This window comes from Paraburkholderia sp. BGA-UO-ETr-F12, assembly GCF_059567945.1.
Window position 1 is genome coordinate 153953 of record NZ_JCAQOZ010000012.1, and the last position, 19684, is coordinate 173636.

Annotated in this window: 15 protein-coding genes and 1 tRNA gene; 9 read left to right on the top strand and 7 right to left on the bottom strand. The window is 63.4% G+C overall.

Annotation, left to right across the window (positions count from 1 at the left end; all coding sequences use genetic code 11):
- Positions 1-107: 107 nt before the first annotated feature.
- Both AC57B6_RS04275 and AC57B6_RS04280 read right to left on the bottom strand, forming a co-directional pair.
- Positions 108-1025, bottom strand: coding sequence for a LysR family transcriptional regulator (locus tag AC57B6_RS04275; RefSeq protein WP_028196751.1), 918 nt, complete (start codon positions 1023-1025; stop codon positions 108-110).
- 108 nt (positions 1026-1133) lie between these two features.
- The gene (locus AC57B6_RS04280; RefSeq protein ID WP_028196752.1) at positions 1134-1793 is read right to left on the bottom strand and encodes a glutathione S-transferase family protein; all 660 of its coding nucleotides are present in this window, start codon (positions 1791-1793) and stop codon (positions 1134-1136) included.
- A 595-nt stretch (positions 1794-2388) separates the two neighbouring features.
- On the opposite strand from AC57B6_RS04280, the gene fliD reads away from it, so the two are divergent.
- On the top strand, positions 2389-3897 hold the full coding sequence (gene fliD, locus AC57B6_RS04285) for a flagellar filament capping protein FliD (protein WP_496420752.1): 1509 nt from the start codon (positions 2389-2391) through the stop codon (positions 3895-3897).
- Positions 3898-4005: 108 nt separating this feature from the next.
- On the opposite strand, the gene AC57B6_RS04290 is transcribed toward fliD, so the two are convergent.
- The 3 genes from AC57B6_RS04290 to trxB form a co-directional block, all read right to left on the bottom strand.
- Positions 4006-4626 carry a trimeric intracellular cation channel family protein gene (locus AC57B6_RS04290; RefSeq protein ID WP_106352861.1) on the bottom strand — a complete coding sequence of 207 codons (621 nt, stop codon included), beginning with the start codon at positions 4624-4626 and terminating at the stop codon, positions 4006-4008.
- 13 nt (positions 4627-4639) lie between these two features.
- Positions 4640-5398 carry a Smr/MutS family protein gene (locus AC57B6_RS04295; RefSeq protein WP_496420753.1) on the bottom strand — a complete coding sequence of 253 codons (759 nt, stop codon included), beginning with the start codon at positions 5396-5398 and terminating at the stop codon, positions 4640-4642.
- Between the two features lie 183 nt (positions 5399-5581).
- Entirely contained in the window at positions 5582-6580 is a 999-nt protein-coding gene (trxB, locus tag AC57B6_RS04300) for a thioredoxin-disulfide reductase (protein ID WP_028196756.1), read from the bottom strand.
- A gap of 335 nt (positions 6581-6915) precedes the next feature.
- Here trxB and AC57B6_RS04305 point away from each other — a divergent pair, with 335 nt between their 5' ends.
- Both AC57B6_RS04305 and lolA read left to right on the top strand, forming a co-directional pair.
- Positions 6916-9228, top strand: coding sequence for a DNA translocase FtsK (locus AC57B6_RS04305; RefSeq protein ID WP_028196757.1), 2313 nt, complete (start codon positions 6916-6918; stop codon positions 9226-9228).
- Positions 9229-9473: 245 nt separating this feature from the next.
- Positions 9474-10202, top strand: coding sequence for an outer membrane lipoprotein chaperone LolA (gene lolA, locus AC57B6_RS04310; protein WP_496420754.1), 729 nt, complete (start codon positions 9474-9476; stop codon positions 10200-10202).
- A gap of 147 nt (positions 10203-10349) precedes the next feature.
- Here lolA and AC57B6_RS04315 read toward each other — a convergent pair whose 3' ends face one another.
- On the bottom strand, positions 10350-11270 hold the full coding sequence (locus AC57B6_RS04315) for a LysR family transcriptional regulator (protein ID WP_030103215.1): 921 nt from the start codon (positions 11268-11270) through the stop codon (positions 10350-10352).
- Between the two features lie 170 nt (positions 11271-11440).
- On the opposite strand from AC57B6_RS04315, the gene speB reads away from it, so the two are divergent.
- Positions 11441-12430 carry an agmatinase gene (gene speB / locus AC57B6_RS04320; RefSeq protein ID WP_178368868.1) on the top strand — a complete coding sequence of 330 codons (990 nt, stop codon included), beginning with the start codon at positions 11441-11443 and terminating at the stop codon, positions 12428-12430.
- A gap of 94 nt (positions 12431-12524) precedes the next feature.
- On the opposite strand, the gene cytX is transcribed toward speB, so the two are convergent.
- Entirely contained in the window at positions 12525-13841 is a 1317-nt protein-coding gene (gene cytX, locus AC57B6_RS04325; RefSeq protein ID WP_106352773.1) for a putative hydroxymethylpyrimidine transporter CytX, read from the bottom strand.
- Between the two features lie 361 nt (positions 13842-14202).
- Here cytX and AC57B6_RS04330 point away from each other — a divergent pair, with 361 nt between their 5' ends.
- The 5 genes from AC57B6_RS04330 (at position 14203) to AC57B6_RS04350 (ending at position 19676) form a co-directional block, all read left to right on the top strand.
- Positions 14203-15516, top strand: coding sequence for a replication-associated recombination protein A (locus AC57B6_RS04330; protein ID WP_030103213.1), 1314 nt, complete (start codon positions 14203-14205; stop codon positions 15514-15516).
- Between the two features lie 160 nt (positions 15517-15676).
- Entirely contained in the window at positions 15677-16972 is a 1296-nt protein-coding gene (serS, locus tag AC57B6_RS04335; RefSeq protein WP_028196763.1) for a serine--tRNA ligase, read from the top strand.
- Positions 16973-17119: 147 nt separating this feature from the next.
- Positions 17120-17209, top strand: a tRNA-Ser gene (locus AC57B6_RS04340).
- 308 nt (positions 17210-17517) lie between these two features.
- Positions 17518-18822 (top strand): NAD(P)/FAD-dependent oxidoreductase, encoded by a 1305-nt coding sequence (locus AC57B6_RS04345; protein WP_252888822.1) that lies wholly within the window; start codon positions 17518-17520, stop codon positions 18820-18822.
- Entirely contained in the window at positions 18819-19676 is an 858-nt protein-coding gene (locus AC57B6_RS04350) for a DUF1365 domain-containing protein (protein WP_496420755.1), read from the top strand. The genes AC57B6_RS04345 and AC57B6_RS04350 overlap by 4 nt, the downstream gene beginning before the upstream one ends.
- Positions 19677-19684: the final 8 nt, after the last annotated feature.

Sequence of the window (19684 nt, forward strand, 5' to 3'; positions counted from 1 at the left end):
GAGTTGAAGAAAGCCCCGTGCGTTGTCAGCCGCACGGGGCTTTCTTTTTGCCAGGCGAGGCTGGCATCGGCGCCGCAAGATGAACGCGGCGCCCTCGCATGATGACGTCAAACGTCCTTGATGCGCAGATCCGGATTGTTGTGCGCAAGTTCGGTGACCCACTCGGTGAAGGCGCGAAGCCGTGAACTCAGATTGCGGCGATGTGCGTACAAGATCGACAGCGGCGTGCTGGGGCTCGTATAGTCCGTGAGAATTTCCCTGAGCGCGCCTTGCGCAATCAGATCGGCGACCATGAAGCGTGACGGCTGGATGATGCCGTGACCGAGCGCGGCCGCGCCGATGTAGACGCTGCCGTCGTTGACCGCGAGCACGCTCTTCAGCGTGACCTTGACGATCTCGCCGTCCACCTCGTATTCGAACGGAAAGGTCTTGCCGCTGCGCGCGGAAATGTAGTTGACCGCGCGATGCTCGCTGAGCTCGTCGAGCGTGGCGGGCGTGCCGAATTTCTCCAGATAGGCGGGCGACGCGCAGGTGACGATCCGCGCCTGACCGATGTGCCGCGCCACGAGACTCGACTCTTCCGGCGTGCCCATGCGGATCACGCAATCCACCCCGTCCTGAATCAGATCGATATTGCGATCCGCCAGTCCGAGGCGTACGTCGATCTCGGGGTATTGCCGGTAGAAATCGTCGAGCGCGGGCAGCAGCAGCGCGCGGGCGAGCGTGCCGGAGGTATCCACGCGAATCGTGCCGCTCGGATTCTCGCGCTTGTTCGACAGAGACGATTCCGCGTCGGTGACCTCCGCGAGGATGCGCACGCAACGCTCGTAGAACAGCGCGCCGTCTTCGGTGACGCTGACCTGCCGCGTCGAACGGTTCAGAAGCCGCACGCCGACGTGCTCTTCCAACGCCTGAATGGTACGGCTGACTTTGGCGCGGGGGAGGTCGAGCGACTCGGATACTTTGGTGAAACTGTTCGCTTCAACCACCCGCGTAAATATCTCCATCGCTTCGAAACGGTCCATGTTTTGCCTTGTGAGTGATGGGCTGAAGTGGGTTTCGAAGTGAAGTGTATCGCCTGGAAATAGCCTTGGCTTGTTTGTGCGTTTATGTCCGCTGCGTGGCGGGTGCGTTCAGTCCCGGTCGGGCGCGCCGAGCGGGAATAGTGGGCGGTACGGGCGTGCCTCGTCGACCGCGCGGGCGAACGATGGCCGGGCCAGCAGCCGTTTGCGGTAGGCGAGCACGTGCTCAAAAGCCGGGCTGATGCGATGCGTCCAGTCGGCATAGAACAGAAACGGCGCCGCGCCGCAGTCGGCGAGGCTAAACGTATCGCCCGCCGCCCATTCGCGCCCGGCCATCACCTTGTCGAGCCAGCCGTAGGCGGTGTCGAGCATGTCGCGGGCCTCGGCCACGGCGCGCGGATCACGCTCCGCTTCGGCGCGCAGGCTGTCGTAGACGATCTTTTGCTGCGGCGTGGAGATGTAATTGTCGAAGAAGCGATCCATGCTGCGCACTTCCAGCGCGGCGCGGGCGTCAGCCGGCAGGAGCGGCACCGGTCCGGGGTGATACAGACCGAGATACTCGATGATGATGCTTGCCTCCATCACGGTCCGGTCGCCGTCGACCAGAACGGGAAAGCGCTTGATCGGCCAGAGGGCTGCGAATTCCGCCATGACCTGCGGGTCGTCGTGCGCAAGGAGGCGCAGCTCGAACGGCGTGCCGTTTTCGTAAAGCGCGGTCAGCGCCTTCTGACAGTACGAGGAGAAAGGGTGGGCGTAGAGCTTCAGGGTCATCGTGGTCACCTGTGGCGGTTGCGAGGTGCGCAGTAGCGCGCTGACGGTCGGAGTGGCCGTTTACAGCACGACGAACGGTAACGCCGGAAATCGACAATCACCGGCAACTCTCCGCCATCCGCCGGGTCTGCGCGCCAGCGCATTCCTACGACAAAACTCCACGTTACTGTCGTGAAATATCGCGTAACATTTGAAACAATTGTAATAGTGCGGGTACGATGACCCAGGGTTGGTCGCTCCCAGGCTCAACCGTGCGGCCGACGACGCAGCAGGGCTGGCGATCTCAACGCGTATGCAAACGCAGATCGACGGCCTGAACCGGAGTGTGTCGACATGGCGCTGCGTCGGCGTATAGCGTGTTTCGCCAGGGCTTCAGGCATGCAGCGGAGCGTCCCGCGACTTTGGTGCGGATCCCGTTGCGGAACCGGGTTCATTCCCGGAAGTGTCACAACCTTTCAAGAAAGTTAGTGTAATATTTGAAAAAATTGTAATAAAACGATGTGGCCACGACGTAGCCGGTTTGCCGCCGTAATAAGCCTGACCACCGGGGCGTCACGCAATAAACAACGAATAATTCGACGCACGGAGCCTTTGCATGTCAACGATCACTACGTCTGTGAATAGCGCGACTGCTAACGCGCAGAATCTGGTGCAGCAAGCGGCGCAATCGATTATCAGCGGTTCCACCGGCAATTCGGCGATGGACGTGGCGTCGCTGGTGTCGGTCCTCGTGAATGCCAAGACGGCCGGCCAGACGGCGGCGCTCAAGGCCAAACAGACGAGCGACAGCACGACCCTGTCCGCCTTCGGCGCGCTGAGTTCGGCGCTGACCGCCTTGCAGGCGGCCATCAAGAATCTCTCGGACGGCACCACCCTGTCGACCTTTGGCGCCACCGCGAGCGGCAAGGGCCTGGACCCGGTGGCCGGCGCCGGCGCAGTGGCCGGCAGCTACACGATCGACGTCAAGCAGATCGCCGCGTCGCAGAGCCTGTCCTCGGCGGCATTCGACGCCACCGCCAGGCTGGGCACCGGCAAGCTGACGCTTCAGGTCGGCGGCAAGTCGATGGATGTCACGATCGACAGCAGCAACAACACGTTGAGCGGCATCGCCAACGCGATCAACAAGGCAAGCAACAATCCCGGCGTCACGGCCACGATCGTGACCGGCACGGGCGGCGCCCACCTGGTGCTGCGCTCGGCTGCCACCGGCGCGGCCAACACGATCAACGTGTCCACCAGCGGTGTGGCGGACGACAACGGACTGTCGAGCCTCGGCGTAAGCTCGACGCCCGGCGCGAATGGCGCGGGGTCTACGATCGTGTCGTCGGATACCAATAAGGCATGGCGGCAAAGCGAGGCCGCTCAGGACGCGCTCTTTACCGTCGGCGGAATCGAGGCGAGCAGCGCCACGAACGCAGTCGCGACGGCGATCGCGGGCGTTACGATGAATCTGTCGAGCGCCGCGGTCGGCACCACGCAGACATTGACGATTGCGACGGATACGGCCGCGCGGAATACTGCGATCACGAACTTCGCCAATCTCTACAACACGGTTGTCACGACGATCAACTCGCTGTCCTCGTACGACAAGACGTCGAAGACCGGCGGCGCGCTGCTGGGCGACTCGACGCTGACGACGATCAAGAACTCGCTGGCGTCGATTATCGGCAGCGGCGTCGGTCCGAAAGGGTCAATGGCGACGCTGGGGGCGATTGGCATCTCGCTGAAGGGCGATCCGGCAGACGGTACGTTGGTGATCGACAGCAAGAAGCTGACTGCGTCGCTGAACAGCAATCCGGCGCAGGTTGCCACGCTGTTCAACTCGACTGACGGTATCGGCGTCAAGCTGAACAGGAGCATTACCGATTTCGTGAAGACGGGCGGCCTCATCGACACGCGCAACACCGCGTTGAACGCCGATCTGAAGAGCATCACGGCTCAGCAGACCACGCTCGCCAACTACAGCGCGCAATTGACGAAGCAGTACCAGAATCAGTTCACCGCGCTCAACACGCTGATGGCGACGATGAACAACAATTCCCAGTACCTGACGGCGCTGTTCGGCGGCTCGAAGAGTGCGGGGGCGTTGGCGACCAACAAGTAAGGCTGCTGCCAGATCAAAACGCGCGCCACCTGGTTTCAGACGGCGCGCGTTTTTTTGAGGCGGGTTTATTCGACACAGGTGCGATGAAGCAAGCGCAGTGAAGCAAACCTAGTGAGGCAGACGGACGTCGAACCTGAATGTCACCAGTCTCGCGAGCAGGATGAAGGCGGTGGCGCCCAATACGCTATAGACCGTATCGACGTTCAGGTAGTCCAGCAGCACGTACAGCCAGCAGCCGACAAACGCGCATGTCGCATACGGCCGCGAATCGCGCAGGATCAGCGGCATCTCGTTGCACAGTACGTCGCGGATCACGCCGCCGAATACGCCCGTCAACACACCCATCATGACCGACGTGAACCACGGCATCTGCGCGTCGTGTGCGATCGACGTGCCGGCCACGCTGAACAAACCCAGCCCCACCGCATCGGCCACCAGTAAAACCCGCTCGGAAAGCAGGCGCGACGTCATTTTCAGCAGCGTCGGCGCGAACAGCGACATCACGAAGATTGCGATCAGATAGCCCTGATGCTCGACCCAGTAGAAGGGCCGCCGCTCCAACAGCACGTCGCGCAGGGTGCCGCCGCCGAAGGCGGTCGCGATCCCGACGAGGAAGGTTCCCACCGCGTCGAGCCGCCGGGTTCGGGCTTCGATAAACCCGGAAATCGCGTACGCGAAAATAGCCAGCGCTTCCATGATGGCCAGCGCCAGCGTCAGCCTCGGATGAATCACCGGGACTCCGTCAGGACCTGGGCTGAGCCGGCGTTGCGCCCGGCTGCAACAGCACCACCACGGCACCGGCGCCGCCGTCATGCGGACGGGCCTGGCAAAAAGAGATGACCTCGGACTTCTGCACAAGCCACGCGCGTACTTTGCCTTTCAGCACCGGCTCTTTACCGATCGACCCAAGGCCCTTGCCGTGAATCACGCGCAAACACCGCAGGCCACGTTTCACCGATTCGCGAATGAACTCGGCCAGCGCCTCGCGCGCTTCCTCGCGGCGCATGCCATGCAGATCGATTTGCGCCTGCACGATCCAGTCGCCACGCCGCAGTTTTCGCACGACTTCCTGACTGATGCCGGGGCGGCAATAGGAGAGTGTTTCGTCGGTGTCGAGCAGGATCTCGGGATCGAACTCGTCGGAGATTGCTTCGTGCAGCACGGCTTCTTCGTCAAGCCGGGTTTGCACCGGCAGCGGCGGCGGCGGATTGCGCGGCAAGCTGGCGCGTGGCGGGATTGCCAGCGGCGCAACCGCGCCGATCTCGCGGCGAAACAGATCGGCGTCCGCCGCGGCTTCGCGCTGCGCCGCTACGGCGGCCGTGCGCTCGCGTTCACGCCGTTGCGCATCGCCCTTTAACGCGTCGCGCAACGCGCCGAGGCCGGCGAGACCCGCGGCCGGCTCGATCTTCGGTTTGGCGGCGGGTGCGGCCGCCTCGGGCGCGGGCCGGACAACTGCACGGGCGCGCTTCGGTTCGCTGGGGTGGGGCTGATTCTTCGGCATAGGGGTAATACACAGAGAAGTAGATCGATCACGCGACGCAGATGACACGCGTCAGGACGCAAAAAAGGCCGCCGGCTTACCCGCCGCGGCCTTCTGTCAAGCAGGTGGCCGGGTCATACCCAGCCACCATTTTACCGTCGCGCTTATCCTCGCAGATTCGCGGGAGGCTGATTCACCTGACGATCAACGCTCGGCTTCCGCGCTCATCACGTGCTCGCCAATTTCTTCGACGCTTTCCAGATAGCGCTGGGCGTCGAGCGCGGCCATACAGCCCGTGCCCGCGCTGGTGATCGCCTGACGATACACGTGATCCTGCACGTCGCCCGCCGCGAACACGCCAGGCACACTGGTTGCCGTGGCAAAACCGTTCAGGCCGCCCTTGGTGATGATGTAGCCGTTCTTCATCTCAAGCTGGCCTTCGAAAATATCCGTGTTCGGCTTGTGGCCGATCGCGACGAAGATGCCCTGCACCGCGATATCAGTGGTGTCGCCGGTTTTCGTGTTCTTGATACGCAGGCCGGTCACGCCGGACTGGTCGCCGGTCACTTCGTCGAGCGTGCTGTTCCACTTGATCTCGACCACGCCTTCCTTTTCTTTTGCCAGCAGACGGTCGATCAGGATCGGTTCGGCGCGGAACTTGTCGCGGCGATGGATCACCGTGACCTTCTTTGCGATACCGGCGAGGTAGAGGGCTTCCTCGACCGCGGTATTGCCGCCGCCGATCACGGCCACATGTTGTTGCTTGTAGAAGAAGCCGTCGCAGGTGGCGCAAGCCGACACGCCCTTGCCCATGAATGCTTCTTCGGACGGCAGGCCGAGATACTGCGCCGATGCGCCGGTCGAGATGATCAGCGAGTCGCAGGTGTATTCGCCCGCATCGCCGATCAGGCGAATCGGCTTTTCGTCCAGCTTGGCCGTGTGGATGTGGTCGAAAATGATTTCAGTGTTGAAGCGCTCGGCATGCTCCAGGAAGCGCCCCATCAGTTCCGGGCCTTGCACGCCGTGGGCGTCGGCAGGCCAGTTTTCGACGTCGGTCGTGGTCATCAGCTGGCCGCCCTGGGCGAGGCCCGTGACGAGCACCGGCGACAGGTTGGCGCGCGCCGCATAGACCGCTGCCGTATAGCCGGCGGGACCGGAACCGAGAATCAGAACTTTGGCGTGTTTCGTGGAAGTTGCGGGCATGATCGAAATCCTTTTACGGCGCCCGGCTCGCCCATGCGAGGCCGCGCGACTTGAACTGAAACTATAGATGGGTATCAGAGCGGCATTATAAAGGGCGGCACGCCGGCCTGCTCCATGAAGCTTTCCGATCGTCGCGATAGCCTTGCGGCGGGTCCTCGCCGCCTTCCGTGACGCCAATCGGCTAAGTTACCGTCATTTACAGCCTTGCGTGAGGCACTGCGTTTACAATAGGTCGCATCGATGGACCCGGCAGCCAGGATCGGGTCTGGAGCCGCCCACGGGCCGCTTCGGGCCGCGCCTGCGGCGGCAGATCGGCCACACAAGCAACAGGATCAATGGCAAAAGCTCCCTATTCCGCGAGCGCGCAGGCATTGCCGCACCGCATGTCGCGCCTTTTCACCGAAATCCGCTGGATCTTGCAGGTCGCGCTCGGCGTGTTCCTGCTCATGGCGCTCGTCAGCTACAGCCGGCACGATCCGAGCTGGACGCACGCCGCGCAGGTCGACCATATCGCCAACTGGGCGGGCCGCGTCGGCGCATGGACGTCCGACATCCTGCTGCTGCTGTTCGGGCTGTCCGCCTACTGGTGGATCGTGCTGCTCGGCCGTCATATCTCCGCCAATTACCGCCGTATTACCCGCCACGAGGAACTGCAGGAAGACACGCCGCGCGATGCCGGCTGGCTTGCGGACGCCTTCGCATTCATGCTGGTGTTGCTTGCGTGCGACGGTATCGAAGCGTTGCGCATGTGGTCGCTGAAAGTGCAACTGCCGCGTGCGCCGGGCGGCGTGGTCGGCGAAGCGGTCGCGCGCGGTATCTCGCATGCGCTGGGCTTCACGGGCGGCACCTTGGCGCTGCTGGTCGTGCTCGGCATCGGCTTGTCGCTGTATTTCCGGTTCTCGTGGCTGTCGGTGTCGGAAAAGGTCGGCGAATCGATCATCTCGGCTGTCACGTTCGCCAAGCTGCGCCGCGAGGCCGGCCGCGACCGGAAACTGGGCGAAGCCGCCGCGGTGAAGCGCGAAGGCAAGGTCGAAAAGGGTCGTGTGCGGATCGAGGAGCACGAGCCGGTCATGATCGTGCCACCGGTCGTGACACCCGCCAAATCGGAGCGCGTCGAGAAAGAGCGGCAAGTGCCGCTGTTTACCGACCTGCCGGGCGATTCCACCTTGCCGCCCATCTCGCTGCTCGACGCGGCGCCGGCCGCGCAGGAAACCATCTCCGCCGACACGCTGGAATTCACCTCGCGTCTGATCGAGAAAAAGCTCAAGGACTTCGGCGTCGAAGTGAGCGTGGTTGCCGCGTATCCGGGGCCGGTCGTCACGCGTTACGAAATCGAGCCGGCCACCGGCGTGAAGGGCAGTCAGATCGTCGGTCTGGCGAAGGACCTGGCGCGCTCGCTGTCGCTGGTGTCGATTCGCGTGGTCGAGACGATTCCGGGCAAGAATTTCATGGCGCTGGAGTTGCCGAACCAGCGCCGTCAGACCGTCAGTCTCTCGGAGATTCTCGGCTCGGCGGTTTATGCGGACGCGGCTTCGCCGCTCACCATGGGCCTCGGCAAGGACATCGGCGGCAAGCCGGTGTGCGCCGACCTCGCGAAAATGCCGCACTTGCTGGTGGCCGGTACGACCGGCTCGGGCAAGTCGGTGGGCATCAACGCGATGATCCTGTCGCTGCTCTACAAGGCGAGCGCCGAGCAGGTCCGTATGATCCTGATCGATCCGAAGATGCTCGAAATGAGCGTCTACGAGGGCATTCCGCATCTGCTGTGTCCGGTGGTCACGGACATGCGCCAGGCGGGTCACGCGCTGAATTGGGCGGTGGCTGAAATGGAGCGCCGCTACAAGCTGATGAGCAAGCTCGGTGTGCGCAACCTCGCCGGCTACAACAACAAGATCGACGAAGCCACGAAGCGCGAAGAGAAGCTGCCGAATCCGTTCAGCCTGACGCCGGACGATCCGGAACCGCTCACGCGTTTGCCGAACATCGTGGTCGTGATCGACGAATTGGCCGACCTGATGATGGTGGTCGGCAAGAAGGTCGAGGAACTGATCGCGCGGATTGCGCAGAAGGCGCGCGCGGCGGGCATCCATCTGATTCTGGCAACGCAGCGCCCGTCGGTCGACGTGATTACCGGCCTGATCAAGGCCAACGTGCCGACGCGCATGGCGTTCCAGGTGTCGTCGAAGATCGACTCGCGCACGATTCTCGACCAGCAGGGCGCGGAATCGTTGCTCGGCATGGGCGACATGTTGTACCTGCCGCCGGGCAGCGGTTTGCCGGTGCGTGTGCACGGTGCGTTCGTGTCGGACGAAGAAGTGCACCGCGTGGTCGACAAGCTCAAGGAGCAGGGTGAGCCGAACTATATCGAGGGCATTCTCGAAGGCGGCGTGACGGGCGAGGGCGACGAAGGCTCGGCTGGCGCCGGCGGCGGCTCGGGCGATGGCGAGGCCGACCCGTTATACGACCAGGCGGTCGACGTGGTGCTCAAGAACCGCCGCGCGTCGATCTCGCTGGTGCAGCGGCATCTACGCATCGGCTATAACCGCGCGGCGCGCCTGCTCGAGCAGATGGAGAACTCAGGTGTGGTGTCGGCAATGTCGTCTAACGGCAACCGCGAGATTCTGGCGCCGGCACGGGAAGCGGAATAGCCGGTTCATATGGCGATGGCGGCGAATCATCCGTGAGGGCCGTACGCCGGTCCTCCACATAAGCCCAGCACACGAGTCCCGCACATAAGCTCTGTTTAAGGCTTCTTGCTTAAGCTACGACCTCGAGGCTGAGGGTTCGTCCCTCGGCGGCGCGGCGCAAGCCAGCCGCCAAGATCAGGCGGACGCGGCGCTCAACGCCCGCCGCCATGACCGCTCGACAAATTCAATCAAGGGAGAAAAACACCATGCAACTATTCGCGCAGCAGCACGCTCGACAGAGTGCTCAACCGGGCCGTTTCGGCCAACTCGCGCGCACGATCGCACGTGGCGTCGGCAGCGTGGCGATTGGCGTGTCGCTGCTCGTTGCGTCGCAGGCATTCGCGAGCGGCACCGAGCAACTGAAGGCGTTCGTCGCGCAGGTGCATTCCGCGCGCGGCACTTTTGTGCAGCAGGAAGTGCGCGCGCCGAGCAAGGCGCAGACCGCGAGCGGTGTGCTGCCCACAGCGGGCAAGACCGGCACGTCTAGCGGCACGTTCACCTTCGCGCGTCCCGGCAAGTTCATCTGGCAATACGAGAAACCCTATGCGCAATTGCTGCAAGCCGATGGCGACAAGCTCTACGTGTACGACAAGGACCTGAATCAGGTGACGGTGCGCAGCCTCGGCGGCGCACTCGGCGCGAGCCCGGCGGCGATTCTGTTTGGCAGCAACGACCTGGACAAGAATTTCACGCTGCGCGACGCGGGCGTGAAGGCCGGCATCGACTGGCTCGAGCTGACGCCTAAGGCGAAAGACACGCAGTTTCAGCGCGTCGGCATCGGCTTCAAGGACGGCAATCTTGAGGCGATGGAACTGCACGATGTGTTCGGCAATGTGACACTGCTGACCTTCTCGAACATTCAGAAGAATCCGCCGCTGCCGGCTGATGCATTCAAGTTCACGGTGCCAAAGGACGCGGACGTGATCAACGGTTAAACCGGCGATTGGCGTTTCCTGAATGGCAGAAAGCCGCGCATCTGGCGCGGCTTTTTTATTGCAGATCGATCGCGGACCGTCTGCTCGCGTCAGACGCGCTATTTGTCCGTTTCAGGACGCGCCGCCGGGGTCGCGCGGAAGCGCCGCTTACTCATCCACTTCCAACACTTGCGCCGGATGCGCCGCCTTCATATCGTCGATAAACGCTTCAACGATATCCGTTCGATGCTGCCGGGCGCGCGTGACCATATGGAACGCCACCCGATATCGCATCTGGGCCGGATTCAACGCGGCCAGCAAGCCCTGTTTGACGAACGGCGCCGCGAAATGTCCCGGCAAATAGCCGAGATGATGCCCTGAGAGCACCAGCATCGCGACCGCTTCCATGTTGTCGGCGACGGCGGTGACGTTTTGCGGCGTGGTCGAACTTTCAGCTTCGGGCAGCGGATAGCTGCGCCATGCCCATTCGTGAGCCGCGGCTTCGGCGGGCGGCACCTCGCCGGCTGAAGCGAACAGCGGATGCCCCTTGGCGCAATAGGCGAACTGATCTTCGGCGAACACCTCGGTGTACTCGAGCGACGGCACACGGTGCCAGAAATAGCCGATGCCGACCTGAATCCGGCCATTCAGCAGCAATTCCTCGAGCTCGCCCGGCGAGCGCACCAGAATCGAAAACCGCACCGACTGATCACGCGCCCGAAACCGGCCGATCGCGTCGCTGATACGCGCGCTTGCCGACACCGGTGTGTGGCCGATCATGCCGATATCGAGCGTGCCGACCAGCTTGCGGCCGACGTTGCGCGCCTGCATGCCGAAGGTATCGACGGCTGATAGCAGCGCGCGGGCTGCGTCGATGAATTGCTCGCCGCGCGCGGTCAGGCTGAAGCCGCCGCGGCCGCGCTCGCACAGACGGTAGCCGAGGCGTGTTTCCAGCGTGGCGAGTTGCGTGCTGATGGTCGACTGGCCGACATTCAGCGTGGCTTGGGCCGGCGAGACGCCGCCGGCGTCGACGATGGCGAGGAAAACGCGGATCAGCCGCAGGTCGAGATCGGTGAGTTGAGAGAACATACGTCAGGATACATCGCTACGAATCAATGTGAAGTTTATTCTGTTCGTATTTTAACTTGCGTGAAACTGCTCAAGAATCGAGATTCGCCCGGCGAGGTGCGCTTTTCGTATTGATCCCTCGGCCGGTTGCACAAATTTGCTCCTTGCTTCCTTTTCATTGCCGAGACACGATGAATACTTCCTCCTTCATTTCTCCCGAGGCCGGTGAACGGCCGCAGCCGCTGTCCGGCAACGCCATGCCCCGTTGCGGCGGCATTGCCACGATGATGCGGCTGCCGAACGTCGGTTCGTCCGAAGGGTTCGACGCCTGCTTCGTCGGCGTGCCGTTCGATCTCGGCACCTCGAACCGTACCGGCGCGCGCTTCGGGCCGCGCCAGATTCGCAGCGAATCGGTGCTGCTGCGCCCGTACAACATGGCGACCCGCGCCGCGCCGTTCGATTCGCTGCGCGTGGCCGATCTCGGCGATGTCGCGATCAATCCGTACAACCTGCACGATTCGATCAAGCGCATCGAAACCGCGTACGACGAAATCCTCCAGCACAACTGCAAGCCGATCACGCTGGGCGGCGACCATACGATCGCGCTGCCGATCCTGCGCGCGATTCATCGCAAGCACGGCAAGGTCGGTCTGATTCACGTCGACGCGCATGCGGACGTCAACGACACGATGATGGGCGAGAAGATCGCGCACGGCACGCCGTTCCGCCGCGCGGTGGAAGAAGGCCTGCTCGACTGCGACCGCGTTGTGCAGATCGGTCTGCGCGGCACGGGCTATGCGGCGGAAGACTTCGACTGGTGCCGCGACCAGGGCTTTGAAGTGGTCCAGGCCGAGGCGTGCTGGAACCAGTCGCTGGTCCCGCTGATGGCGCGTGTGCGTGAACGCATGGGCGATGGTCCGGTATACATCACCTTCGATATCGACGGGATCGATCCGGCGTTCGCGCCGGGTACGGGCACGCCGGAAATCGCCGGTTTGACGGTGCCGCAGGCGTTGGAGATCATCCGCGGCTCGCACGGGTTGAATATCGTCGGCTGCGATCTGGTTGAGGTGGCGCCGCCGTACGATCCGTTTGGCACGACCGCGCTGCTCGGCGCGAATCTCGCCTTCGAATTGCTGTGCGTGCTGCCAGGCGTCGAGTATCGGGCGTCGAAGCGATGAATCGCGGGCCGCACTGATCGGGTGCTGACCGCGCCCAAGTAGAAAAGGCCTGCATTTGCAGGCCTTTTCCGTATTGCGAGGATACTTGCGAGACTCAGGCGTACGCGGTTTTCCGAGCCGATACCAGCGCCAGATAACACACCGCGCCGATCGCCAGCGAGGGCAAGGTCGCACCCAGGTTCGGCAGCCACTGGTTGATTACCTGATACGCCACGATCCCGATCGCCCACGCCGCGAACGCGCTCAGATGCCAGCCACCGGAGAAGCCATAACGGCCGCGCAGGTCGCCGAGCACGGCGGCTTCGATGCGACGCTTGCGTACGATGAAGTGATCCACCAGCATCACGCCGAACAGCGGTGCGAACACGGAGCCGATCAGCAACAGGAAGTTCTGATACTTCGCCATCGGCACGAGCAGGGCGATCGCCGTGCACAACGCGCCAAATGCCGCCGACAACAGCGGCACGCTGCCGCGCGTCCAGAACGTGCCGGTCGACACCGCTGCCGAGTGGATGTCGGCGAATGCGTTGTCCACTTCGTCGATCAGGATCAGCAGCAGGGCGAGACCGCCGCCCGCTTGAGCCAGCGCGCCGGTCAGCAGCGCATCGCCACCGCCTGCCGCGAGGCCGTAGATCGCGCCGAGCGCGTAGAACCAGATATTCGCAATGCCGTAACCGAGCAGCGTGCCGCGGAACGTCTCACCGGGGCGTCGGCCGAAGCGGCTGTAGTCGGCGATCAGCGGCAGCCACGAGAGCGGCATCGCGACCACCAGATCGATCGCGCCGCCGAACGACATCTCGCCGGTGCCGGGACGGCGCATCAGCGCGGCCAGATCGTGCCTCGCCAGCAGATTCCACGACAGCCACGCGGCGCCCGCCAGCAGCAGCCAGATGCCCCACGTGCGCAGAAACCGGCGCACGAACGACAGCGGGCCGCTAATGGCCAGCAGCGTGGCGAGCAAACCGAAGATCACGGTCCAGATCAGCGGCATCGAGAAACCGAAGGCCTGCTTGGCGAGTGCATCGGCGGAATCGCGCATCACGATCACTTCGAACGAGCCCCAGCCGACCAGTTGCACCGCGTTCAGCACGGCAGGCACCGAGGCGCCGCGCACGCCGAGCGTCGGCCGCAGCGACGACATGGCCGCAAGGCCCGTGTCCGTGCCGACCACGCCGGCCAGCGCCAGCAGAACGACACCGATCGCGCTGCCGATCAGGATGGCCAGCAACGCATGCGGCAGCGATAAACCCGGCACCAGCAGCGCGCCCGCCTGCGCAACCAGCAGGCCGATGCCGAGCGAGAACCAGAGTGCGAAAGCATCGCCGGTGCGGAACGCGCGGCGCGCGTCGGGCACCGGCGTGAGCGGTGCGTAGGTGGAACCGGCGTCGCCGGCGAGTGGATCTTGTGCCATCTGATCTTGTCCCTGTATCGACCGGAGTTGGCGCTTTAGCTGCCGACCAGAGTTCGCGTTCTAGCGCGTGACTCCGGTCCCTTTTAAAGCACTTACTCCGGTCTCATGCAACGTAGTTGATGTGAGTGGTGTGTCTGAATTCAGGTGCGATGCCGGTATTGCCGTTTAGGCCGCGCGCGATGATAGCCTGTCAGGCTGTCGGCGAGATTACCGCCTGGCCGGCGCGCCCATCGTCCGGGCGCCATGGCTGTCATAATGCAGGACGTTGCCCGCACGCCTCGCGTGCGGGCGTGGCTCACCGGCAGCACGCCGCCTTCACACGGACCGCGTCCGGAAAAGCCGAGATTATCCCTAAAACGCCATGTTTGAAGAAACCCGTGCCAATGTTCCGCTCGCTGAACGCCTGCGGCCCCGCAATATCGACGAAGTCATCGGCCAGAAGCATCTGCTCGGCCCGAACAAGCCGCTGCGGGTCGCCTTCGAATCCGGCGAAGCTCATTCGATGATCCTGTGGGGCCCGCCCGGCGTCGGCAAGACCACGCTCGCGCGGCTCATGGCCGACGCGTTTCACGCTGAGTTCATCGCGTTGTCCGCGGTGCTCTCAGGCGTGAAGGATATCCGCGAAGCCGTCGAAACCGCGCAGATTCATCGCGCGAACGGGCATCAGACGCTGGTGTTCGTCGACGAAGTGCATCGTTTTAATAAGAGCCAGCAGGACGCGTTTTTGCCGCACGTCGAGTCGGGGCTGTTCGTGTTCGTCGGCGCGACGACCGAGAATCCGTCGTTCGAGGTCAATAGCGCGTTGCTCTCGCGAGCCGCCGTCTATGTGCTGAAAAGCCTCACCGACGAAGAGCAGCGCGAACTGCTCGAGCGTGCGCAGCAAGAACTCGGCGGCCTTACGTTCACCGACGAAGCCCGTGACGCCCTGATCGGTTCCGCCGATGGCGACGGCCGCAAGCTCCTGAACAACCTGGAAATCGTCGCGCGCGCGGCGGCGCAGCAGAAGAGCACCGAAATCGACGGCGCCTTGCTCGGCAGCGCGCTCGCCGAGAACCTGCGTCGCTTCGACAAAGGCGGCGATGCGTTCTATGACCAGATCAGCGCGCTGCATAAATCGGTGCGCGGCAGCAGTCCGGACGGCGCGCTGTACTGGTTCTGCCGCATGCTCGACGGCGGCGCGGACCCGCGCTACCTCGCGCGCCGGATCGTGCGCATGGCGTGGGAAGACATCGGCCTCGCCGACCCGCGCGCGGCCCGTATCGCGCTCGACGCGTCCGAAACCTATGAACGTCTCGGTACGCCCGAAGGAGAGCTGGCGCTGGCGCAGGCGATCATTTATCTGGCGGTCGCGCCGAAGTCGAACGCCGGATACAACGCGTACAACGAGGCACGGCGGTTCGTGAGCAAGGACCAGTCGCGCGGCGTGCCGGTGCATCTGCGCAACGCGCCGACCAAGCTGATGAAAGAACTCGGTTATGGTCACGAATACCGCTATGCGCACGACGAACCCGATGCCTACGCGGCCGGCGAGACCTATCTGCCGGACAACATGCGCGACCCGCATTGGTACGAGCCGACGCCGCGCGGTCTTGAAGGCAAGATCGGCGACAAGATGGCGCGTCTGGCCGAGCTCGACGCGCAGTGGCGCAGTGAGAACAAGCCCAAAAAGGGCTGAGCGGTTTTGCTTGCGCTTTCATGCTGCGGTTTCATGCACTTTGCGCGGCTGTTCCGGCTGCCTTGTGGCCATTCCGCATGCCTTGACCATCTAACGCACCGGCCGCCGGCGCCGGTGCGCTAAAATCCCAGCTTCATATAACGAACACCAGCCCCATCCCATGCTCGACATCCAGTTGCTGCGCAAAGACCTCGACGGCGTCGCCAAACGCCTCGCCGACCGCGGCTATACCCTCGACGTGGCGGCCTTTACCGCGCTCGAAGCGGAACGCCGCGACACCCAGACCCGTACCGAAGAGATGCAGGCGCGCCGCAATACCTTGTCGAAGCAGATCGGCGGGATGAAAGGGCGGGGCGAGGACACCTCGGCGCTGATGGCCGAAGTGGGCGGTATCGGCGACGAAATGAAGGCGTCGGCGGCCAGGCTCGACGACATCCAGAAGCGTTTGTCCGACCTGCTGCTCGGCGTGCCGAACCTGGCGCACGAAAGCGTGCCGGTCGGTACGGACGAAGCCGGCAACGTTGAAGTGCGCCGCTGGGGCACGCCGCGCCAGTTCGATTTCGAGGTGAAGGATCACGTCGACATCGGCACGCCGCTTGGCCTCGACTTCGAAACCGGCGCGAAGCTGTCGGGTGCGCGCTTCACCTTGCTGCGCGGCCAGATTGCGCGTCTGCATCGCGCGCTGGCGCAGTTCATGATCGACACGCACACGCTGCACCATGGCTACACCGAGGTGTACACGCCGTACATCGTGAATCCGGAGATTCTGTACGGCACCGGCCAACTGCCGAAATTCGCCGACGACATGTTCCGCGTCGAGAAGGGCGGTGAAGAGAATACGGTCACCCAGTATCTGATCTCGACGTCGGAGATTTCGCTGACGAACACGGTGCGCGACAGCATCGTCGAAGCGGAAACGCTGCCGATCAAACTGACCGCGCATTCGCCGTGCTTCCGTTCGGAAGCGGGCTCGTATGGCCGCGACACGCGCGGCCTGATCCGCCAGCATCAGTTCGACAAGGTCGAGATGGTGCAGATCGTTGCGCCGGAAACGTCGTATGACGCGCTCGAGCAGATGGTCGGCCACGCGGAGACGATTCTGCAGAAGCTTGAATTGCCGTACCGCGTGATCACGCTGTGCACCGGCGATATGGGCTTCTCGGCTGCCAAGACGTACGACCTGGAAGTGTGGGTGCCCGCGCAGAACACCTATCGCGAGATTTCGAGCTGCTCGAATACGGAGTCGTTCCAGGCTCGCCGGATGCAGGCGCGTTTCCGCAATGCGCAGGGCAAGCCGGAGCTGGTGCATACGCTGAACGGCTCGGGTCTGGCGGTTGGCCGTACGCTGGTGGCCGTGCTCGAGAACTTCCAGAACGCGGATGGTTCGGTGACGGTGCCGGCGGCGCTGCGTCCTTACCTCGGTGGTGTGGAACGGCTGGAAGTGCCAGCGGCTTGATACGGTTGCCGAGTGCCAGGCTTCCTTGAAATTTTTTTGACGAGGGGCTTGGAAAGCGGATTCGGTTGTTCTATAATCTTTCTCTCCCAAGCAACGACCCGCTTGGATCTGACGAATTGGCCTCGTTGCCGGTGAGTTGGAAGACCCGGAAAGGTGGCAGAGTGGTCGAATGCGCTGGACTCGAAATCCAGTGTACCTTTAGGGGTACCGTGAGTTCGAATCTCACCCTTTCCGCCAAATTTAAAAACCCCGCAGAACGAAAGTTCTCGCGGGGTTTTTGCTTTGGGGGCGGCCAGGTTGGGCTATCCGAAAGACGTTGTATCGCCGCGTCGAGATGCGGCGACTGCAGCAAGCAATTCCATTGGTTTGTGCTCGTGCCGTACCTCCTGCCGGCTCCCGCCAGGCTCACGTACGCGCGTGCCCCCCCAAAATCTGCCCGACGTGCATCCATTTCGGCTCCCGCTGCGTAAATCCCGGCAAGGACGCGCACTCCCCGCCACACCCAACTAACCCACCGCGCGCGTCCAGGACCCGGAGACGCGCTCATGATCCATTCCGCACCGACCTCACCACTGCCGCGCGGCTCGCGGGTCGCGGTTGTCGGCGCCGGTATTTCGGGTTTGGCCAGTGCCTGGCTGCTGGCGCGCAACCATCGCGTCACGCTGTTCGAATCGGCCGGCTACGCGGGCGGCCACACCAATACCGTGGACGTCACGCTCGACGGTCACACCCATCCGGTCGATACGGGTTTCCTCGTTTTTAACGACCGCACCTATCCGAACCTGATCGCGTTGTTTGCCGAATTAGGCGTCGAGTCGCATCCGAGCGACATGACCTTCTCGGTCTCGCTCGACGAAGGCCAACTCGAATGGGCCGGCACCAGTCTGAACACCGTGTTCGCACAACGCCGCAACCTGTTCTCGCCGACCTTCATCGGCATGCTGCGCGACATCATGCGTTTCAACGGCAGCGCGCAGAGCAATCTGGAACTCGCGATAGAAACGCGCGCATCGATGGGCGAACTGCTGACGGCGGGTGGCTATGGCTCCGCATTCCAGCGCCACTACCTGCTGCCGATGGCCGCGGCAATCTGGTCGAGCGCGACCGCGGATATCCTCGCTTTTCCGGCCACCACCTTCCTGCGTTTTTGCCTGAACCACGCGCTGCTGCAGGTGAATCGGCGGCCGCAGTGGAAGACGGTGGTCGGCGGAGGGCGCGAGTACGTGCGGCGCATCGTCGGTGCGCTCGACGACGTTCGCGTCGATAGCGCGGTGCGAGGCGTACGGCGCGATGCCGATGGGGTCGACGTGTTCACCGACAAGGGCACGGAGCGCTTCGACGCGCTGGTGCTCGCCACCCATGCGCCGACCTCGCTGCGACTGCTTGGCAACGACGCGGATCAGGACGAACGCAGCGTGCTGGGCGCCGTACGCTATCAGCCGAATATCGCAGTGCTGCATACGGATACGAATCTGCTGCCGCGGCGTCAGCGCATATGGTCGGCGTGGAATTATCTGGGAAGCCGCGCACATGACGGCATGCATCCGGTGTGCGTCAGCTATCTGGTCAATCAGCTCCAGCCGCTGCCGTTCAAGACGCCGCTCGTCGTCACGCTCAATCCGGTGGCGCAGTTGGCGCCGGGCACCGAGCTGCGCCGCTTCGTCTACGACCATCCGCTGTTCGATCTGGCCGCCATCGATGCGCAGCACCGGCTGCCGTCGCTGCAAGGCAAGCACCGCACCTGGTTCGCCGGCGCGTGGACGGGCTACGGTTTTCACGAGGACGGTCTGAAATCGGCACTGCGCGTTGCCGCCGATTTCAATGTGTCGCCGGCATGGGCCAGGTTATGAATTCCACTGTTGTCGAAGCCGGGCTCGATCCGGCCGCCTGGCTGTTGACGGGCAAGGTGATCCACGAGCGCTTGCGGCCGAAGCGTCATCGCTTCTCGTATCCGGTGTTTTATGTGCGCTGCGATCTGGATCGTCTGGCGTCGCTCAATAGCGGCTGGTTCGGCGTCGACCGCTGGCGTCTGCTGAGCTTGTATCAGCGCGATCACGGCCCGCGCGATGGCAGCGATCTCGCCACATGGATGCGCGCGCAACTATCCGCGGCAGGCATCGACGAGGCGGACGGCAAGATCTGGCTGCAAGCGTTTCCGCGTGTGTTCGGCTATGCGTTCAACCCGGTTAGTTTCTGGTTTTGCCACGACCGCGATGAACATTTGCGCGCGCTGCTGGCGGAGGTGCGTAATACTTTCGGCGCCCGCCACTGCTATCTATTGAGCGCCGCGGGGAACGCGCCGATTACGCCCGAAACGGAACTCGAGTGCCGCAAAGTGCTGCACGTGTCGCCGTTTTGCCGCGTGGAGGGGCGCTACGCATTTCGCGTCCGGCAGACGCCTGACAGTGTGTCGGTCTCGATCGATTACAAGGACGCTGACGGACTTCTGATTCGCACCGCAGTAGGTGGCCGCTTAAAGCCTTTGACGCGCCCGGCGGCACTTGCCGCGTTGCTGCGTCAGCCCATGCTGACAGTCGGTGTCATCGCGCGAATTCATTGGCAAGCACTGCGTCTCGCCATCAAGAGAACGCCGTTCTACGGCAAGCAGCCCGCGCCGGGCCGCACGGCCGAGGCATCCACCGATCCCACCGCTGCCGGCCAGGCTCGACCGTCCGCCGCTGCGCGTCCCATTTCGTCCGATTGAGGAAATCC